Here is an 18,906-nt window from a genome sequence, read left to right as displayed (position 1 = left end):
GATGACGTGCGAAACCGGGGGAAACGCGGTGTCTGTGTGTTCTTCGCGAGCAAGCTCGCTCCTACAGGATGCGCAGGTATTCGCTCACTCCTTCTCGGCAAGAGACGTCTGGCCATCCCAGCCACCACCCAACGCCGCAATCAACTGCACACTCGCCACCAGCCGCGACTGCAACAAGGTCAACACGGTGCGCTCGTTGCTCAAGGCCGTCGCCTGCACAGTCACCACATCCAGGTAAGCGATCAGACCCGCCTTGTACTGGTTCTCGGTCAAGCGCAACGACTCACGCGCCGATTCCAGCGCTTCATTGCTGACCACAGCTTCGTCCGCCAGCACCTTGAGTTGCACCATGTAGTTTTCCACTTCACGGAACCCATCCAGTACGGTCTGGCGGTACTTGGCCACGGTCTCGTCATAGCTGGCCACGGTGCGGTCGACTTCCGCCGAGCGCTGGCCGCCATCGAACAGGGTCATCGCCAGTTTCGGCCCCACCGACCAGAAGCGGTTCGGCAGGCTGATCCAATCTTCATAGGTGCTGCTGGAGTAGCCGCCCTGCAAGCTCAGGCTGAGATCCGGGTAATAGGCCGCCTTGGCCACGCCGATGTTGGCGTTGGCGGCGATCACCGAGCGTTCGGCCGAGGCAATATCGGGGCGACGTTCCAGCAACTGGGACGGCAGGCTCACCGGTATTTGCGGCAGCGCCGGAATGTCTTTGCTCACCGCCAGGTTGAAGTTGGCCGGGGCTTCGCCGATCAGCACGGCAATGGCGTTTTCCAGCTGGGCCCGCTGCCAGATCAGGTCGATCAGGCTGGCCTGGGTGGTCTTGAGCTGAGTTTGCGCCTGGGCGATGGCATCCTTGCCGGCCACCCCGGCACGGTACTGGTTTTCGGTCATTTTCAATGAACGCTGGTAGGTGTCCAGGGTGGCTTGCAACAGGCGCGTCTGTTCGTCCATGACCCGCAGTTGCAGGTAGCTCTGCACCAGTTCCGACTGTTGGCTCAGGCGCATCGCGGCCAGGTCTGCCGAGCTGGCCTCGGCGCTGGCTTCATTGGCCTCTAGTCCACGGCGCAACTTGCCCCAGATATCGGCTTCCCAACTCACGCCCAACTGCGCATTGAGGGTGTCGCGGATACCACTGCTGGAACTGCTGAGGCTGGCGCTGCTGCTGCCGGTACCCTGGCTGGCGCGGGTTTTACCCACGCTCAGGTCGACGCTGGGGTAAAACGCCCCGCGGGAACTGCGCACCAGCGCCTTGGCCTGGCGAAAGCGCGCTTCGGCCTGGGCAACGGTCTGGTTGGACGTGTTGAGGCGCTCTACCAGCTCATTGAGTTGGCGGTCGCCATACAGCTCCCACCAGGCGCCACGGGCCAGGGAATCGCTGGGGTTGGCCTGGCGCCAGCCCTGGGCTTCTTTGAACTGCACCGGTTCGATGACCTCCGGGCGCTTGTAGTCAGGGCCAATGGCGCAGGCGCTGAGCAACACCCCACACATCATCACGGCCAATAACTTCATTGTGTTGTTGTGGTGAGGGTGCTTGCTCCCTCGCCACAATAATTTGGTTGAATCGGTCATAGCGCAGTGTCCAGGGCAGCATCGGTACGCACGCCGCGCCAGGCATTGAAGCGGTGGCGCGCGCGGTCGAGATAGAGGTAGACCACCGGGGTGGTGTAAAGGGTCAGGATCTGGCTGAAGACCAGGCCACCAATAATGGTCAGGCCCAACGGATGGCGCATTTCCGCGCCATCGCCGGTGCCGAGCAGCAACGGCAAGGCGCCGAGGATGGCGGCCAGCGTGGTCATCAAAATGGGTCGCAGGCGTAGCAGACAGGCGCTGCGGATCGATTCCAGCGGGCTCATGCCGTCGTTGCGCTCCAGTTGCAGCGCCAGGTCGATCATCAGGATCGCGTTTTTCTTCACCACACCGATCAGCAGGAACAAGCCCAGCAACGATATCAGACTGAACTCGCCGCCCAGCAGGTAGATCGCCAGCAACGCGCCAACACCCGCCGACGGCAGGGTCGAGAGAATGGTCAGCGGGTGGATATAGCTTTCATACAGAATGCCCAGCACCAGGTACACCGCCACCAACGCACCGAGAATCATGAACGGCTGGCCCTTCTGCGTGGCCGCAAAGGCGTCGGCGGTGCCGGCCATCTTGGCGATCACATCTTCAGGCAGGCCGACCTTGGCAATCGCTCGCTCGATGGCCGCGGTGCCCTGCTCTACCGTCACCCCGGGCGCCATATCGAAGGCGATGTTTTCTGAAGCGAACTGGCCTTCATGGCTGACGCGATCGTCGGCCAGGCTGTTCTCGTAATGGGCAATGGTCGACAACGGCACCCGCGCACCATCGGCAGTAATCACCTGGACCTGGTTCAGGGTGATCGGGTCCTGGGCATACTTGGGGTTGACCTCCATCACCACCTGATACTGGTTGAGGCTGTCGTAGATGGTGGAAATCTGCCGCTGGCTGTAGGCGTTGTTGAGTACCGACGTGACCATGTCCATGTCGATGCCCAGACGCTTGGCCTGGTCCCGATCGACGATCAGCGTGACCTGCGCCGCGCCCCGGCCTTCGCGAGCGTCGATGGCAGTCAGCTCGGGCAACTCACGCATCGCCGCGACCACTTTCGGGTACCACAGGCGCAACGCGGCCAGGTCGCCGCTTTGCAGGATGTAGGAATATTGCGCGCTGGTCTGGTCGCGGCCGCCGCCGAACTGCAGGTCCTGGTCGGCCATCAGGAACAGGCGCCCGCCCGGTACCAACGGCACCTCTTTGCGCAGACGCTCGATCACCGCCTGGGCAGAGATCTTGCGTTCACTGATGGGTTTGAGGCGCACCAGCATCACTGCGTTGTTAGTGCCTTGGTTGCCACCGATAAAGCCGGCCACGCTGAGCACCGCCGGATCCTTGAGCACCGCCTGGCGGAAGACTTCCATCTTCGGCTGCATCACGCTGAACGACAGGCCATCGTCACCGCGCACAAACCCGATCAATTGGCCGGTGTCCTGCTGAGGCATGAAGGTTTTTGGCACCACCACATACAGCGCGATATTCACCCCCACGGTAATCAACAGGCTGAGCAGGGTCAGGCGCCGGTGGCGCAATACCCAGTCCAGGCTGGTGGCGTAGCCGGCGACCATGCGGTCGTTGACCTTCTGGCTCCAGCGCTGCAAACCGGTCTGCCGGGTCTTGTCATGAGGCTTGAGCCAGCGGGCGCAGAGCATCGGCGTCAAGGTCAGCGAGACAATCAGCGAGACGATGATCGCCGCCGACAAGGTGATGGAAAACTCGCGAAACAGGTTGGTGACAATCCCGCCCATGAACAGGATCGACAGGAACACCGCCACCAGCGACACGTTCATCGACAACAAGGTAAAGCCGACTTCTTCGGCACCCAGGTACGCCGCCTTCATCGGCGGCACACCCTCGTCGATGTGCCGGGAAATGTTCTCCAGCACCACGATGGCATCGTCCACCACCAGCCCGGTGGCCAGGATCAGCGCCATCAACGAAAAGTTGTTCAGCGAAAACCCGTACAGGTACATCACCGCGAAGGTGCCGACCAGCGACACCGGCACCGCCAGGGTCGGGATCAGCGAAGCACGGAAGTTACCCAGGAACAGGTACACCACCAGGATCACCAGGCCCACGGCAATCAGCAGGGTCATTTCCGCTTCATGCAGGGTGGCAGTGATCACTGGCGAGCGGTCCATGGCCAGGCTGAGTTTGACGCTGGACGGCAGCACTGCCTGCAACGCCGGCAACTGGGCCTTGATCTGCCTGACCGTTTCAATGATGTTGGCGCCGGACTGGCGGTTGATCACCAGCAGCACCGCCGAATCATTATTGAAGAAGCCACTGTTGTAGCGGTCTTCCACACCATCGGTGATCTTCGCCACATCCCCCAGGCGCAGGGCCGCGCCGTCCTGATAGCGGATCAATAGCGGCGCGTAGTCCTTGGCTTTTTCCAGCTGGTCGTTGGCCTGGATCTGCCAATTGCGCTCAGCGTCTTCCAGGGAGCCCTTGGGCCGGCGCTGGTTGGCATTGGCGATGGTATTGCGCACATCGTCCAGGGCCACGCCGTACTGGTCGAGGGCCTTGGGTTCCAACTCGATGCGCACTGCCGGCAGGGAGCTGCCGCCGATCTGCACTTCGCCCACGCCCGGCACCTGGGACAGGCTCTGGGACAGGATGGTCGACGCCAGGTCATACAGCTGGCCCTTCTGCAGCACGTCGGAGGTCAGCGACAACACCATGATCGGTGCCTGGGACGGGTTGATCTTCTTGTAGGTGGGCATGCTGCGCATACCGCTGGGCAACAGGTTGCGCGAGGCATTGATCGCCGCCTGCACTTCCCGCGCCGCACCGTTGATATCGCGGTCGGAATCAAAGGCCAGGATCACCCGAGTCGAGCCCTGGCTCGACGAACTGCTCATGGTGGTGATACCGGCAATCGAACCGAATGAACGCTCCAATGGCGTCGCCACGCTGGACGCCATCACCTCGGGGCTGGCGCCGGGCAGGCTGGCCGACACCACGATCACCGGAAAGTCGATCTGCGGCAGCGGCGACACCGGCAAAAGGTTGAAGCTGACGCCACCGAGCAACATGATCGCCAGACTCAGCAGCATGGTCGCTACCGGCCGGCGAATGAAAGGTCCGGACAGGTTCATGGCTCAACCGGCTCCAGGCGTTGCGGCTCTTTGCGCCAGCGCCGGCCAAGGCGATCGAAGTACAGGTAGATCACCGGCGTGGTGAACAGCGTCAACACCTGGCTCACCAGCAAGCCACCGACCATCACCAAACCCAGCGGTTGGCGCAACTCCGCGCCGGAACCGCTGGCAAGCATCAGCGGTACCGCACCGAACAACGCGGCCAGGGTAGTCATCAGGATCGGCCGGAAACGCAACAGCGCCGCCTGGTAAATCGCCGTCTGTGGGTCCAGGCCCTGATTACGCTCGGCGTCGAGGGCGAAGTCGATCATCATGATCGCGTTCTTTTTCACGATACCGATCAGCAGGATGATGCCGATGATCGCGATCATGCCCAGGTCATTGCCACTGAGCAGCAGGGCCAGCAAGGCCCCCACCGCCGCCGACGGCAAGGTCGAAAGGATAGTGATCGGGTGGATATAGCTCTCGTAAAGCACGCCCAGCACGATGTACATGGTGACCACCGCGGCCAGGATCAGCAGCAAGGTACTCGACAGCGACGCCTCGAACGCCTGGGCGGCACCCTGGAACTGGGTTTGCACGCCCACCGGCATGCCAATGTCCTTCTGGGTCTGGTTGATCAGCTCCACACCCTTGCCCAGGGCGACGCCGGGGGCCAGGTTGAACGACATCATCACCGCCGGGAACTGGCCGATATGGGCAATCGCCAACTGCGCCTGGCGCTGCTCGACATGGGCCAGGCTCGACAGCCGCACCTGGCCGCCGTCGGTGGTCTTCACATGGATCTGGTTGAGCGCGGCCGGGCCGAGGGTTTCGCCGGACTGAGCTTGCAGCACCACGCGATATTGGCTGGCCTGGGTATAGATGGTAGAGATCTGCCGTTGGCCAAAGGCGTCATACAACGCGTCGGTAATGGTCGAGACACTCACACCCAGGCGCGAGGCCGCGTCGCGGTCGATCACCAGGTACACCTGCAAGCCTTTGTCCTGCAAGTCGCTGGCAACGTCGGTGAGTTCCGGCTGTTGACTGAGGGCGTGCACCAGCTTGCCACTCCACAGTGCCAGCAACTCGGCGTCCGGCGACGACATGCTGAACTGGTACTGGGTACGGCTGACGCGGTCCTCGATGGTGAGGTCCTGCACCGGCTGCATGAACAGGCGGATGCCCACCAGCTTGTCGATTTGCGGTTGCAAGCGGGTGATCACCTCGGCTGCGCTCAAGTCGCGCTGGCCGTGGGCCTTGAGGTTGATCAACAAGCGGCCACTATTGAGGGTGGCGTTATCGCCGTCCACACCGATGTAGGACGACAGGCTCTGGACCGCGGGATCAGCAAGGATGATCTTCGCCAGCTCCTGCTGACGCTGGCTCATCGCCGCAAAGGAAATCGACTGCGGCGCTTCGGAAATACCCTGGATCACCCCGGTGTCCTGCACCGGAAAAAAGCCCTTGGGCACCACCAGGTACAGCACCACCGTAAGCCCCAGGGTAGCAATGGCCACCAGCAGGGTCAGCGGCTGGTGCTTGAGCACCCACTGCAACTTGCGGCCATAGGCCTGGATCAGCCAATCGATCCAGGCGCCGCTGGCCTTGTAGAAACGTCCCTGCTCTTCTTCCTTCGGTTCGCGCTTGAGCAAGCGCGCGCACATCATCGGCGTAAGGGTCAGGGACACAACCAGCGAAATCAGGATCGCCACCGCCAGGGTGATGGCGAACTCGCGGAACAGCCGCCCGACCACGTCAGCCATGAACAGCAGTGGGATCAGTACCGCAATCAGCGACAAGGTCAGGGAAATCAGGGTGAAGCCGATCTGCTTGGCGCCCTTGAGCGCCGCCGCCATCGGCGTCTCGCCCTCCTCGATATAGCGAGAAATGTTCTCCAGCATAACGATGGCGTCATCCACCACAAACCCCGTGGCGATGGTCAGGGCCATCAGCGTCAGGTTATTGATGGAGAACCCCGCCAGGTACATCACGCCAAAGGTACCCACCAGAGACAGCGGCACGGCGATGGACGGAATGATCGTGGCGCTGACCCGACGCAGGAACAGGAACGTCACCATCACCACCAGGGCGATGGCAATCAGAAGCTCGTGTTGTACGTCTTTCACCGAGGCGCGGATGGTCTGGGTACGGTCGGTAAGCACCGTCACGTCCAGGCCGGCCGGCAGGTTGTCGGTGATGCTCGGCAGCAGCGCCTTGATACGGTCGACTACCTCGATCACGTTGGCGCCCGGCTGGCGCTGGATGTTGAGCAGTACCGCCTGGTTCTCGTTGGCCCAGGCCGCGAGGCGCTCGTTTTCGGCGCCGTCGACGATTTGCGCTACATCCTTGAGGCGCAACGGTGCGCCATTGTTGTAGGCCAGGATCAGCTCGGCATATTGCTGGGGTGAGACCAACTGGTCGTTGGCATCGAGCATCGACACGCGGGTGGGGCCGTCGAAGTTACCCTTGGGCTGGTTGACGTTGGAGGCGGCGATCAGCGCACGCACATCCGACAGGTTCAAGCCATTGGCCGCCAGGGCCTCGGGGTTGACCTTGATACGCACGGCCTGGCGCTGGCCACCGGCAATACTGACCATGCCGACGCCGCTGATCTGGGCGATTTTCTGCGCCATGCGCGTATCGACCAGGTCATTGAGCTTGGGCAGCAGCATGGTCTTGGAAGTAATCGCCAGGGTCAGCACCGGGGTGTCGGCAGGGTTGACCTTGTTGTACACCGGCGGCGCCGGCAAATCCTTGGGCAACAGGTTGGTGGCGGCGTTGATTGCGGCCTGCACCTGTTGCTCGGCGACATCCATATTGACGTCGAGGTTGAAACGCAGGGTCAGCACCGACGCACCGCCCGAGCTGGTGGACGCCATCTGGGTCAGCCCGGGCATCTGCCCGAACTGACGCTCCAGCGGCGCAGTGACCGCACTGGTCATCACGTCTGGGCTGGCGCCGGGGTACAGGGTCATCACCCGGATCGTCGGGTAGTCCACCTGGGGCAAGGCCGATACCGGCAACAAGCGGTACGAAATGATCCCGGCCAATACAATCGCCAGCATACTCAGCGTGGTGGCGACCGGGCGCAGGATAAACAGGCGTGACAGGTTCATGAACCGACCTTTTGCGCCTTGCCGGCGTCAGCGCCGGTCTCCCCTTTTGCCGCGGGCTTGCCTTGCAGGTGTTCGGTAGGCGTGGTCGGCACTTCCTTGCTTTCGTTGACCACTTCGATTTCGCTGCCGTCCTTGAGACGGTCAGTGCCTTCCAGCACCACGCGATCGCCTGCGACCAGGCCCTCCTTGACCACGGTGTTCTCACCGTCGGTGTCACCCAGCACCAGGGGCTGGACCTTGACCTTGTTGTCACCGTCAAGCTTGTAGACAAAGGTGCCGGTGTTGCCGAACTGGACCGCCGCCGACGGCGCCAACACCACGTTATGCAAGGTGTCGGCAAGCAAGTGCACATTGACGAACTGGTTGGGGAACAGCGCCTGGTCCTTGTTATCAAAGCGCGCCTTGAACTTCAAAGTACCGGTGGTGACGTCGATCTGGTTGTCCAGGCTCTGCAACACGCCGACCGCCTGTTTTTTCACGTCGCTACGGTCCCAGGCTTCCACGGGCAGTTTGTTGCCGGCGTGGTAACGGGCCAGTACGGTTTCCAGGGTATTTTCCGGCAGGGTGAACGCCACGCTGATCGGCTGGGTCTGGGTGATGACCGCCAGGGCGGTGGTGTCATTGGCTGCGACCAGGTTGCCGACATCGAGCTGGCGCAGGCCAACGCGGCCGCTGATCGGCGCACGGATCCTGGTGAATTCAAGGTTGAGCTTGGCATCGTCGACCGCGCCCTGGTTGGTCTTGACCGTGCCCTGGTATTGCAGGACCAGCGCTTCGGCGGTGTCCAGGGTCTGCTTGGCGATACTGTCCTGGGCGTACAGGCCGCGATAACGCTCCACATCGACCTGGGCGTTTTTCAACTGCGCCTGGTTCTGCAGCAATGTGCCCTGGGCCTGGAGCAAGGCGTTCTGGTAGCTGCGCGGGTCGATTTCTGCCAGCAGGTCGCCGGCCTTGACCATCTGGCCTTCTTCAAAGGCGATCTTCACCAGCTCACCGCCCACCCGGCTGCGCACATTAATGGTGTTGAGCGCGGTGACCGTGCCCAGCGCCTTGTAGTACACCGCAAACTCCCCCTGCACCACCGGCGCCACGCGCACCGGCACCGGGCCGGTGGAACCGCCGAAGCCCGGGCGCGCCATGCCGGTCTTGCCGGTGTGCCCCGCAGGAGCGTCCTTGTGAGCCGCGCCGCCGGGCCAGAATTTCCAGCACAGGCCGGCGATAACCAGCAGCACAAGCAGGCCAAACAGCCAGCGGCGGGAGTTGCGGGAGGAGGATTGCATGGAGTGATCAACCATTGGGGATGAGAGCTTCTTCTTCGGGAGGCTGAAAGATAAGCACTGGGGGGCGTTTAGAAAAGCACCTTTACCGGCTATTTACCTTGGGCTTACAACTTTTAACGTCTGATCTTAGTCCGCCAGCTATTTCGCTAAACCGCTGACACTCAAATAAAAACGGCCTGGACTAGGCCAGGCCGCAATCATGCATCATACGTGTTACTGCCAAACGACAGTTACGCGCAGAAACAGTTACTTCAATACAGCCAGGGCCGCATCGTAGTTTGGCTCTTCAGCGATTTCCTTGACCAACTCGCTGTGCAGCACATTGTCGTTTTCGTCCAGTACCACGACAGCGCGAGCGGTCAGGCCTTTGAGCGGGCCGTCGGCAATCGCCACACCATAATCAACGGCGAAATCCGAATCACGGAAGTCCGACAGGTTCTTAACGTTTTCCAGGCCTTCGGAACCACAGAAGCGCGCTTGGGCGAATGGCAGGTCGGTGGAGATGCACAGCACCACGGTGTTGGCCACATCGTTGGCCTGGGCATTGAACTTGCGCACGGAAGTGGCGCAGGTTGGGGTATCAACGCTTGGGAAGATGTTCAGCACTTTGCGCTTGCCGGCAAAGGTGGCCAGGGTGGCGTCGGACAGGTCGCCGGCGGTCAGGGTGAAATCTGCGGCTTTGGCGCCGACTTTCGGCAGTTCGCCTTCAACCTGGACCGTGTTGCCTTTGAGGGTGACTTGAGCCATGAACGGAATCCTTATGCTGGTTTTTGGTTAAACGAATTCGAGAGGCCGAAGTTAACCACAAAGTGCCGATGCTACCTACCGCAGACACAAATTGTCATGTCGCCAGGTTGTGGTTTAATTGCGCGCTTTTCGCCTGCCCTTCAAGGAAACCGTCGTCGATGAATCAGCCTGCCACCAAAGTTCTGGTCATTGGTTACGTCTGGCCAGAGCCCCGCTCCTCGGCTGCGGGGGGGCATATGATGCAGATCCTTGAGAGTTTTCTTACGCAAGGTTGGGACATTACCTTCAGCAGCCCTGCGACCATCGGCGAACACAAGGCCGACTTGCCGGCACTTGGCATCGCCGAATGCGCCATCGAACTGAATAACAGCAGTTTCGATGACTTTATCCGCGAACTGGCCCCGGATATCGTACTGTTCGACCGTTTCATGATGGAGGAGCAATTCGGCTGGCGCGTGGAGCAATGCTGCCCCAACGCCCTGCGCGTGCTGGAAACCTCCGACCTGCAAAGCCTGCGCGATGCCCGCCACCAGCGTTTCAAGGAGCAGGTGAAAGCCAACCCCGACAGCGACGACTTCAGCGCCCTGTTCGCGCCTGCGCTTCAAGACGAGTTCCAGCGCATGGCCGATACCGACCTGGCCAAGCGCGAAATCGCCGCGATTTACCGCTGTGACATCAGCTTGATGATCTCCGACGTGGAAATCCGCCTGCTCACCGAGCAGTTCAAGGTGCCCGCCGCTCTGCTCCATTGGTGCCCGTTGATGTTGCAACCGCCCACCGCCGCGTTTGCGCCGTTTGAAGACCGTGCGCACTTTCTCAGCATCGGCAACTTCCGCCACGCGCCCAACTGGGATGCGGTGCTGTGGATGAAGCAAAGCCTGTGGCCGCTGATTCGCCAACAGTTGCCGGGCGCGCAGCTGCATATCTATGGCGCCTACACCCCACCCAAGGCCACCGCCCTGCACAACCCGGCACAGGGTTTTCATGTGATGAACTGGGCCGAAGACGCGCTGCAAGTCATGACCGCCGCACGCATCTGCCTGGCACCGTTGCGCTTTGGCGCGGGCATCAAGGGCAAGTTGATCGACGCCATGCTCTGCGGCACCCCCAATGTCACCACCCCGATCGGCGCCGAGGCCATGGGCGATGATCAACCCTGGCCCGGCGTGATCGAACACGACGCCCCGGCCCTGGCCGCCGCTGCTGTGGCCCTCTACCAGGACCACGAGCGCTGGACCCAGGCCCAGGAACACGGGCGCCAACTGCTGGCCCGGCGCTATGACCAGACTCTGCACGGGCCAGCCTTGGTGGACTGCCTGGAGCAATGCCGCCGCAACCTCGCTGCCCATCGCCGGGACAACTTCACCGGCAGTATGCTGCGCCATCACGCGCACAAGAGTACCCAGTACATGTCCCAGTGGATCGAGGCAAAAAACCGCAACCTGTAAACACTGCTGCTGGCGAGGTCGTGCGCGACGGGGCATTATCCTACGCAGCGACCACAATAAAGCGACGGCAGCATGACCCGAGCAACGCGCATCACCGATCCCTCCTACGAGCTGATGGACGATCACAACGGTCTGTCCATCATCTATCGCCAGCACGGCTTCCCCTGCCCGCTGGTGCGCTGGCACTTCCACAAGGAATACGAGCTGCACCTGATCGTCGCCAGCTCCGGCAAGGTGTTTATCGGTGACTACATCGGCAACTTCTACCCGGAAAGCCTGTTCCTCACCGGCCCCAACCTGCCCCACAACTGGATCAGCCAGGTGGAAGAAGGCGAAGTGGTCCCCAAGCGCGACATGCTGGTGAACTTCACCGACGAGTTGTTCGAACACGGCAGCCATATCTTCACCGAACTCAAACGCCTGGCGCCGCTGCTCGAACGCGCGCAGTACGGCATCGAATTCCGCTGCAAAAAGACCATTGCCCACGCCATGACCCTCATGCAGCACATTGAAGACGCCCACGGCATGGCGCGCCTGGGGCATTTCTTTATCCTGCTGGAGGTATTGAGCGCCTGTGAGGACTACCAGCTGCTGTCCGGCGTAACCACACCACAGCAAGCCGATGAACACAGCATCGACCGCACCAACCGAGCGGTGGACTACATCTTTGCCCACTACGCGCGCGAGCTGCCGCTGGAGGAAGTCGCGGAGTACCTGGGGATGAAACCGACGTATTTTTCCCGTGTATTCAAGCAGGCCACCGGGCGGACTTTTATTGAATTCGTCAATCGGCTGCGCATCAGCAAGTCCTGCGAGTTGCTGGCCGATGGGGACAAGGCGGTGACGGATGTGTGTTTTGAGTCGGGGTTCAACAATATTTCCAACTTCAATCGGCGTTTTCAGCAGCTTAAGGGTATGACGCCGTCCCACTACCGGCGATTGGCGGTGCAGCGGTTGACTGAGCAGAATTTGGCTTGAGGTTGATCGTTCGGCAGGCGTCAGGAAACAGAAACGTCTTACAAGGTTTTGAGGTTGTCCCTAGGACACTCAATCTCTAGTCTCCGTACACCGCTGCACACGCAGCGGTCGGGCGTCGCGGCCCGGTTTAATCAGACGCAAAGTGCCATTTCCGCTTTCAGTTGACGTCTTTTTATCGTCTACTGTGCGCCCTTATGGTGGCTGTGCGCGGGATACCTTCGGGTATGCCGGTTTCCTGATTCCGGTCCGCGAACCTGCGTACAGCTACCACCCGATCGCGTCGCGGCGATCAGTGGTAGCTCCACTTAAATCAGGAGTTCCACCATGATCAAGCCCACCCCAAATCCCCCAATCGATCCAACACCCAGCGTGCTGTTCACCGTAAAAGACGGCATCTCCACGCAAGACCTACTGGTCAACCTCAGCGAATCCCTCGCCTCTGCCCACGCCCTCACCTGCGATTTCGCCTTTGATCTCGACGGCTCACGGCGCGAAGGCGCGCTGGGGATTGCCCAGTTGATCGAGGTATCTCGCTTGCTGGCTGAGCGAGCACTGGCTGATATCGAGCGTTAAATACGGCATCGATCGTCCCCACGCACCACGGGGACGATCATCGAGTGCAAAAAAGTATCAGTGCGCGTGCGCCCAAGGATTTGTCACAACCCCATTTCAAGGCTGTAATCGACGCACACTCTTCCTGGCTACCTGTAGGAAGACACAACAACAATAACCGTCCTTCTGTAGCCCCCTGGGCGCGGAAATGGAGTGCGCGATGAAGTTCACAGCAAAAGCTCTGCTTGCCTGTTCCTGCATGACTGCATGCATGACCCTCAGCGCCGTCAGCCTTGGCGCGCAAACCCTGACCATTGCCACCGTCAACAACAGCGACATGATCCGTATGCAGAAGCTCTCGAAAACCTTCGAGGCCGAGCACCCAGAGATCAAGTTGAACTGGGTGGTGCTCGAAGAAAACGTGTTGCGCCAACGCCTCACCACCGACATTGCTACCCAGGGCGGGCAGTTCGACGTGTTGACCATCGGCATGTACGAAGCCGCACTGTGGGGCGCCAAGGGTTGGCTGGAGCCGATGAAGGACCTGCCGGCCTCCTACGACCTTGATGATGTGTTCCCTTCGGTACGTGATGGCTTGTCCGTCAAGGGTTCGCTGTACGCCCTGCCGTTCTACGCCGAAAGCTCGATCACCTATTACCGCACCGACCTGTTCAAGGACGCCGGGCTGACCATGCCCGAGCACCCGACCTGGAGCCAGATCGGCGAATATGCGGCCAAACTTACTGATAAATCCAAAGAGCAATACGGCCTGTGCCTGCGCGGCAAAGCCGGTTGGGGTGAGAACATGGCGCTGATCACCACCCTGGCCAACGGCTTCGGTGCGCGCTGGTTCGATGAGAAATGGCAACCGCAATTCAACGGCCCCGAGTGGAAGGACGCGCTGAACTTCTACGTCGACAACATGAAGAAATCCGGCCCGCCGGGTGCGTCCAGCAACGGTTTCAACGAGAACCTGGCGCTGTTCAACAGCGGCAAATGCGCGATCTGGGTAGACGCCAGCGTCGCCGGTTCGTTTGTCACCGACAAGAGCCAGAGCAAGGTCGCCGAGCATGTCGGATTCACGTTCGCGCCCCACGAGAAGACCGACAAGGGCACCTCGTGGCTGTACTCCTGGAGCCTGGCGATCCCTACCAGCTCCAAGGCCAAGGACGCCGCCAAGGTGTTCACCAGTTGGGCCACTTCCAAGGAATACGGCCAGCTCGTGGCCAAGACCGATGGCATCGCCAATGTGCCGCCGGGTACGCGCCAATCCACCTACAGCGACGAGTACATGAAGGCCGCGCCGTTCGCCAAGGTGACCCTGGAATCACTGAAAGTGGCGGACCCGACCAAGCCGACCGAGAAGCCGGTGCCGTATATCGGTATCCAGTTGGTGACCATTCCTGAGTTCCAGGCGATTGGTACCCAGGTCGGCAAGTTCTTCTCCGGTGCGTTGACCGGTCAGCAGACGGTGGATGCCGCATTGACCGCCGCGCAGACCACCACCGAGCGTGAAATGAAGCGGGCTGGTTACCCCAAGTAACCCCTGCCCTCACCACAGTCCAATGTGGGAGGGGGCTTGCTCCCGATAGCAATCTACCAGTTGATGATTGTGTGACTGATACACCGCTATCGGGAGCAAGCCCCCTCCCACACTGACCGCGCTCCGATTCGTATCTGACTGGTCTTGATTCTAATGAATACACCCGCCAAAAACCGCCTGGCCAACCCCGGCTGGTTCCTTGTCAGCCCCTCGGTGGCCTTGTTGCTGCTGTGGATGATCGTGCCTCTGGGCATGACCCTGTACTTTTCGCTGATCCGCTACAACCTGCTCTACCCCGGCGAAAACCAATTCGTGGGGTTGGAAAACTTCAGCTACTTCATCACCGACTCGGGTTTCCTGCCCGGCGCTACCAATACCCTGTTGCTGGTGGGCAGCGTGTTGCTGATCAGTGTGGTGTTCGGCGTGTTGATCAGCGCGCTGCTGGAGGCCAGTGAGTTCCTGGGGCGTGGCATCGTGCGGGTGCTGTTGATTTCGCCATTCTTCATCATGCCCACCGTCGGCGCGCTGATCTGGAAAAACCTGATTTTCCACCCGGTGTCGGGGATCCTCGCCGCCGTGTGGAAGTTCTTCGGCGCCGAGCCGGTGGATTGGCTGGCGCACTACCCGCTGCTGTCGATCATCATCATTGTGTCGTGGCAGTGGCTGCCCTTCGCGATCCTGCTGCTGATGACCGCCATGCAGTCCCTGGACCAGGAGCAAAAGGAAGCTGCACGCCTGGACGGTGCCGGCGCCATTGCGATCTTCTGGCACCTGACCCTGCCCCATCTGGCCCGCCCGATTGCCGTGGTGGTGATGATCGAAACCATCTTCCTGCTCTCGGTGTTCGCCGAAATCTTCACCACCACCAACGGTGGCCCGGGTTACGCCTCGACCAACCTCGCCTACCTGATCTACAACCAGGCGCTGGTGCAGTTCGACGTGGGCATGGCCTCGGCCGGTGGCTTGATTGCCGTGGTCATCGCCAATATCGCGGCGATCATCCTGGTGCGGATGATCGGCAAAAACCTGACTGACAAGCCTTGAGGGCCGCGCCATGACACTTCAACAATCCCGCCGCCTGCAAAGCCTGCTACTCGGTACGTTGGCCTGGGCCATCGCGATCCTGATTTTCTTCCCGATCTTCTGGATGGTGCTGACCAGCTTCAAGACTGAAATCGATGCGTTCGCCACCCCGCCGCAGTTCATCTTCACGCCGACGCTGGAGAACTACCTGCACATCAACGAACGCAGCAACTACTTCGCCTACGCCTGGAACTCGGTGGTGATTTCGTTCAGCGCCACTGCCCTGTGCCTACTGATCTCGGTGCCGGCCGCCTACTCCATGGCGTTCTACGAAACCCAGCGCACCAAGGGCACGCTGCTGTGGATGCTGTCGACCAAGATGCTGCCACCGGTGGGCGTGCTGATGCCGATCTATCTGTTGGCCAAGAGCCTTGGCCTGTTGGACACGCGTATCGCGCTGATCATCATCTACACCCTGATCAACCTGCCGATCGTGGTGTGGATGGTGTACACCTACTTCAAGGACATCCCCAAGGACATCCTCGAAGCCGCCCGCCTGGACGGCGCCACCCTGTGGCAGGAAATGGTCCGCGTGCTGTTGCCGATCGCCAAGGGTGGCCTGGCCTCCACGGTGTTGCTGTCGCTGATCCTGTGCTGGAACGAGGCGTTCTGGTCGCTGAACCTGACCTCGTCGAGCGCTGCGCCGTTGACCGCACTGATCGCCTCCTACTCCAGCCCCGAAGGTTTGTTCTGGGCCAAGTTGTCCGCCGTCTCGACCCTGGCCTGCGCGCCGATCCTGATCTTTGGCTGGATCAGCCAGAAACAGCTGGTGCGCGGTTTGTCCTTCGGCGCCGTCAAATAATAATTCGAAAAGGAGGCCCATCATGGCTAACCTGAAAATCAAGAATCTGCAAAAAGGCTTCGAAGGTTTCTCGATCATCAAGGGCATTGACCTTGAAGTGAACGACAAGGAATTCGTGGTGTTCGTCGGCCCGTCGGGCTGCGGCAAATCCACCCTGCTACGCCTGATCGCCGGCCTGGAAGAAGTCACGGAAGGCACCATCGAACTGGATGGCCGCGACATCACCGAAGTGACCCCGGCCAAGCGCGACCTGGCCATGGTGTTCCAGACCTACGCGCTGTACCCGCACATGAGCGTGCGCAAGAACATGTCGTTTGCCCTGGACCTGGCCGGTGTCGACAAGAAGCTGGTCGAGAGCAAGGTCAGCGAAGCGGCGCGCATCCTGGAACTGGGGCCGCTGCTGGAGCGCAAGCCCAAGCAACTGTCCGGCGGCCAGCGCCAGCGCGTGGCGATTGGCCGGGCGATTGTGCGTAACCCGAAAATCTTCCTGTTCGACGAGCCGCTGTCCAACCTCGACGCGGCGCTGCGCGTGCAGATGCGCCTGGAACTGGCGCGCCTGCATAAAGAACTGCAAGCCACCATGATCTACGTGACCCACGACCAGGTCGAAGCCATGACCCTGGCCGACAAGGTGGTGGTGCTCAACAGTGGCCGTATCGAGCAGGTCGGCTCGCCGTTGGAGCTGTATCACCAACCGGCCAACCTGTTTGTGGCCGGCTTTCTCGGCACGCCGAAGATGGGCTTTCTCAAGGGCAAGGTCACGCGTGTCGAAGGCCATGGCTGCGACGTGCAATTGGACGCTGGCACCCTGATCAGCCTGCCGTTGAGTGGCGCGACCTTGAGCGTCGGCAGCGCGGTGACCCTGGGCATTCGTCCCGAGCATCTGGAAATCGCCGCGCCAGGGCAAACCACCCTGACCGTCACCGCTGACGTTGGCGAGCGCCTGGGCAGCGACACCTTCTGCCACGTCATCACCGCCAATGGCGAACCGCTGACCATGCGGATTCGCGGCGACATGGCCAGCCAGTACGGCGAGACGTTGCACCTGCACCTGGACTCGGCGCACTGCCATCTGTTCGACACTGACGGCGTAGCGGTGGCCCGCCCACTGCGCGCAGCCGCCTGACTCCGCGAGTATTTTTAGATGAAACTGAATAAACACAATCTCACGCAGTTGGCGCCGCAAGTGAAAATCCCGGCTTATGCGCTTGCCGACACCCGCCAGGGCATCGCCCATATCGGCGTCGGTGGCTTTCACCGCGCACACCAGGCGTATTACACCGACGCCTTGATGAATACCGGCGAGGGCCTGGACTGGGGCATTTGTGGCGTGGGCCTGCGTGCCGAGGACCGCAAGGCTCGCGACGACCTGGCCGGCCAGGATTACTTGTTTACCCTGTATGAGCTAGGTGACACCGACGACACCGAAGTACGCGTCATCGGCGCCCTCAGCAATATGCTGCTGGCCGAAGACGGCGCCCAGGCGTTGATCGACAAACTGGCTGACCCGGCTATCCGCATCGTCTCGTTGACCATCACCGAGGGCGGCTACTGCATTGATGACAGCAACGGCGAATTCATGGCCCACCTGCCACAGATCCAGCATGACCTGGCGCACCCCAAGACACCCAAAACCGTGTTCGGTTTTATCTGCGCAGCGCTCACCCAACGCCGCGCCGCCGGCACTGCGGCATTTACCGTCATGTCCTGCGATAACCTGCCGCACAACGGCGCCGTCACGCGCAAGGCACTGCTGGCCTTCGCCGCGCTACACAACGCCGAGCTGCATGACTGGATCAAAACCAACGTGAGCTTCCCGAACGCCATGGTCGACCGCATCACGCCAATGACCAGCACCGCCCACCGCCTGCAACTGCATGATGAACATGGCGTCGACGATGCCTGGCCGGTGGTGTGCGAACCGTTTGTGCAGTGGGTACTGGAAGACAAGTTCGTCAACGGTCGCCCGGCCTGGGAGAAGGTCGGCGTGCAGTTCACCGATGACGTCACGCCTTACGAAGAGATGAAGATCGGCTTGCTCAACGGCAGCCACCTGGCCCTCACCTACCTGGGTTTTCTCAAGGGTTATCGGTTTGTCCACGAGACCATGAACGACCCGCTGTTCGTGGCGTATATGCGTGCGTACATGGACCTGGACGTTACGCCGAACCTGGCGCCGGTGCCGGGCATCGACCTGACGGCGTACAAGCAGACGCTGGTGGAGCGCTTTTCCAACCAGGCGATTGCCGACCAGTTGGAACGGGTGTGTTCCGATGGTTCGTCGAAGTTTCCCAAGTTCACCGTGCCGACCATCAATCGCTTGATTGCCGATGGCCGCGAGACTAAGCGTGCAGCGCTGGTAGTGGCGGCCTGGGCCTTGTATTTGAAAGGGGTGGATGAGAATGGCGTGAGCTACAAGATCCCCGATCCAAGGGCCGAGTACTGCCAGGGGCTGGTGAGTGATGACACACTGATCAGCCAGCGGTTGCTGGGGGTAGAGGAGATTTTTGGCACGGCTATTCCCAAGTCCGCTGAGTTTGTGGCAGCGTTTGAGCGGTGCTATGCAAGCCTGCGCGACAAAGGCGTCACCCAAACCCTGCAACAACTCCTGAACAAACCGGATTAAAACTGTGGGAGGGGGCTTGCTCCCGATAGCGGTAGGTCAGAGAAAGGTATTTGACTGACACTCCCTCATCGGG

Annotated in this window: 13 protein-coding genes; 8 read left to right on the top strand and 5 right to left on the bottom strand. The window is 60.9% G+C overall.

Going from position 1 to position 18,906, the window contains the following annotated elements; translation table 11 throughout:
* Nucleotides 1-84 precede the first annotated feature (84 nt).
* The 5 genes from LJX92_RS12320 to tpx form a co-directional block, all read right to left on the bottom strand.
* Nucleotides 85-1,572 carry an efflux transporter outer membrane subunit gene (locus tag LJX92_RS12320; protein ID WP_032875748.1) on the bottom strand — a complete coding sequence of 496 codons (1,488 nt, stop codon included), beginning with the start codon at nucleotides 1,570-1,572 and terminating at the stop codon, nucleotides 85-87.
* Complete coding sequence (locus LJX92_RS12315; protein ID WP_032875751.1) at nucleotides 1,569-4,676, bottom strand: efflux RND transporter permease subunit; 3,108 nt, start codon at nucleotides 4,674-4,676, stop codon at nucleotides 1,569-1,571. Before LJX92_RS12315 ends, LJX92_RS12320 begins: the two co-directional genes overlap by 4 nt.
* Nucleotides 4,673-7,774, bottom strand: a complete 3,102-nt coding sequence (locus LJX92_RS12310) for an MdtB/MuxB family multidrug efflux RND transporter permease subunit (protein ID WP_032875755.1) — start codon at nucleotides 7,772-7,774, stop codon at nucleotides 4,673-4,675. The genes LJX92_RS12315 and LJX92_RS12310 overlap by 4 nt, the downstream gene beginning before the upstream one ends.
* Entirely contained in the window at nucleotides 7,771-9,069 is a 1,299-nt protein-coding gene (locus LJX92_RS12305) for an MdtA/MuxA family multidrug efflux RND transporter periplasmic adaptor subunit (RefSeq protein WP_078821464.1), read from the bottom strand. Before LJX92_RS12305 ends, LJX92_RS12310 begins: the two co-directional genes overlap by 4 nt.
* A 231-nt stretch (nucleotides 9,070-9,300) precedes the next feature.
* The gene (gene tpx, locus LJX92_RS12300; protein WP_032875762.1) at nucleotides 9,301-9,801 is read right to left on the bottom strand and encodes a thiol peroxidase; all 501 of its coding nucleotides are present in this window, start codon (nucleotides 9,799-9,801) and stop codon (nucleotides 9,301-9,303) included.
* Nucleotides 9,802-9,959: 158 nt separating this feature from the next.
* On the opposite strand from tpx, the gene LJX92_RS12295 reads away from it, so the two are divergent.
* The 8 genes from LJX92_RS12295 (at nucleotide 9,960) to LJX92_RS12260 (ending at nucleotide 18,833) form a co-directional block, all read left to right on the top strand.
* Nucleotides 9,960-11,249: a glycosyltransferase gene (locus LJX92_RS12295; RefSeq protein WP_032875765.1), complete on the top strand. Its 1,290-nt coding sequence runs from the start codon at nucleotides 9,960-9,962 to the stop codon at nucleotides 11,247-11,249.
* A gap of 72 nt (nucleotides 11,250-11,321) precedes the next feature.
* Nucleotides 11,322-12,227: an AraC family transcriptional regulator gene (locus LJX92_RS12290; protein ID WP_103734287.1), complete on the top strand. Its 906-nt coding sequence runs from the start codon at nucleotides 11,322-11,324 to the stop codon at nucleotides 12,225-12,227.
* A 324-nt stretch (nucleotides 12,228-12,551) separates the two neighbouring features.
* A complete protein-coding gene (locus LJX92_RS12285) occupies nucleotides 12,552-12,800 on the top strand; it encodes a DUF6124 family protein (protein ID WP_032875771.1) in 249 nt (82 codons plus the stop codon).
* A 199-nt stretch (nucleotides 12,801-12,999) separates the two neighbouring features.
* Entirely contained in the window at nucleotides 13,000-14,322 is a 1,323-nt protein-coding gene (locus tag LJX92_RS12280; RefSeq protein WP_005788580.1) for an ABC transporter substrate-binding protein, read from the top strand.
* A 153-nt stretch (nucleotides 14,323-14,475) separates the two neighbouring features.
* Nucleotides 14,476-15,366: a carbohydrate ABC transporter permease gene (locus tag LJX92_RS12275; protein ID WP_005788581.1), complete on the top strand. Its 891-nt coding sequence runs from the start codon at nucleotides 14,476-14,478 to the stop codon at nucleotides 15,364-15,366.
* Between the two features lie 10 nt (nucleotides 15,367-15,376).
* Nucleotides 15,377-16,207: a carbohydrate ABC transporter permease gene (locus LJX92_RS12270; protein ID WP_032875774.1), complete on the top strand. Its 831-nt coding sequence runs from the start codon at nucleotides 15,377-15,379 to the stop codon at nucleotides 16,205-16,207.
* Nucleotides 16,208-16,229: 22 nt separating this feature from the next.
* A complete protein-coding gene (locus LJX92_RS12265; protein WP_228309816.1) occupies nucleotides 16,230-17,333 on the top strand; it encodes an ABC transporter ATP-binding protein in 1,104 nt (367 codons plus the stop codon).
* An 18-nt stretch (nucleotides 17,334-17,351) separates the two neighbouring features.
* Nucleotides 17,352-18,833 carry a mannitol dehydrogenase family protein gene (locus LJX92_RS12260; protein WP_228309815.1) on the top strand — a complete coding sequence of 494 codons (1,482 nt, stop codon included), beginning with the start codon at nucleotides 17,352-17,354 and terminating at the stop codon, nucleotides 18,831-18,833.
* Nucleotides 18,834-18,906: the final 73 nt, after the last annotated feature.

This window comes from Pseudomonas sp. HN8-3 (assembly GCF_020790195.1).
Taxonomy (GTDB): domain Bacteria; phylum Pseudomonadota; class Gammaproteobacteria; order Pseudomonadales; family Pseudomonadaceae; genus Aquipseudomonas; species Aquipseudomonas synxantha_A.
The sequence above is the reverse complement of the archived record's forward strand: the minus strand, read 5'-3'. Positions and strand labels throughout refer to the sequence as shown.

Bases quoted from the DNA above. Each gene is read 5' to 3' on its own strand.
- LJX92_RS12285 (WP_032875771.1), top strand. From the start codon at position 12,552: ATGATCAAGCCCACCCCAAATCCCCCAATCGATCCAACACCCAGCGTG.
- LJX92_RS12310 (WP_032875755.1), bottom strand. From the start codon at position 7,774: ATGAACCTGTCACGCCTGTTTATCCTGCGCCCGGTCGCCACCACGCTG.
- LJX92_RS12320 (WP_032875748.1), bottom strand. From the start codon at position 1,572: ATGACCGATTCAACCAAATTATTGTGGCGAGGGAGCAAGCACCCTCAC.
- LJX92_RS12265 (WP_228309816.1), top strand. From the start codon at position 16,230: ATGGCTAACCTGAAAATCAAGAATCTGCAAAAAGGCTTCGAAGGTTTC.
- LJX92_RS12280 (WP_005788580.1), top strand. From the start codon at position 13,000: ATGAAGTTCACAGCAAAAGCTCTGCTTGCCTGTTCCTGCATGACTGCA.
- LJX92_RS12260 (WP_228309815.1), top strand. From the start codon at position 17,352: ATGAAACTGAATAAACACAATCTCACGCAGTTGGCGCCGCAAGTGAAA.
- LJX92_RS12315 (WP_032875751.1), bottom strand. From the start codon at position 4,676: ATGAACCTGTCCGGACCTTTCATTCGCCGGCCGGTAGCGACCATGCTG.
- LJX92_RS12295 (WP_032875765.1), top strand. From the start codon at position 9,960: ATGAATCAGCCTGCCACCAAAGTTCTGGTCATTGGTTACGTCTGGCCA.
- tpx (WP_032875762.1), bottom strand. From the start codon at position 9,801: ATGGCTCAAGTCACCCTCAAAGGCAACACGGTCCAGGTTGAAGGCGAA.
- LJX92_RS12270 (WP_032875774.1), top strand. From the start codon at position 15,377: ATGACACTTCAACAATCCCGCCGCCTGCAAAGCCTGCTACTCGGTACG.
- LJX92_RS12305 (WP_078821464.1), bottom strand. From the start codon at position 9,069: ATGGTTGATCACTCCATGCAATCCTCCTCCCGCAACTCCCGCCGCTGG.
- LJX92_RS12290 (WP_103734287.1), top strand. From the start codon at position 11,322: ATGACCCGAGCAACGCGCATCACCGATCCCTCCTACGAGCTGATGGAC.
- LJX92_RS12275 (WP_005788581.1), top strand. From the start codon at position 14,476: ATGAATACACCCGCCAAAAACCGCCTGGCCAACCCCGGCTGGTTCCTT.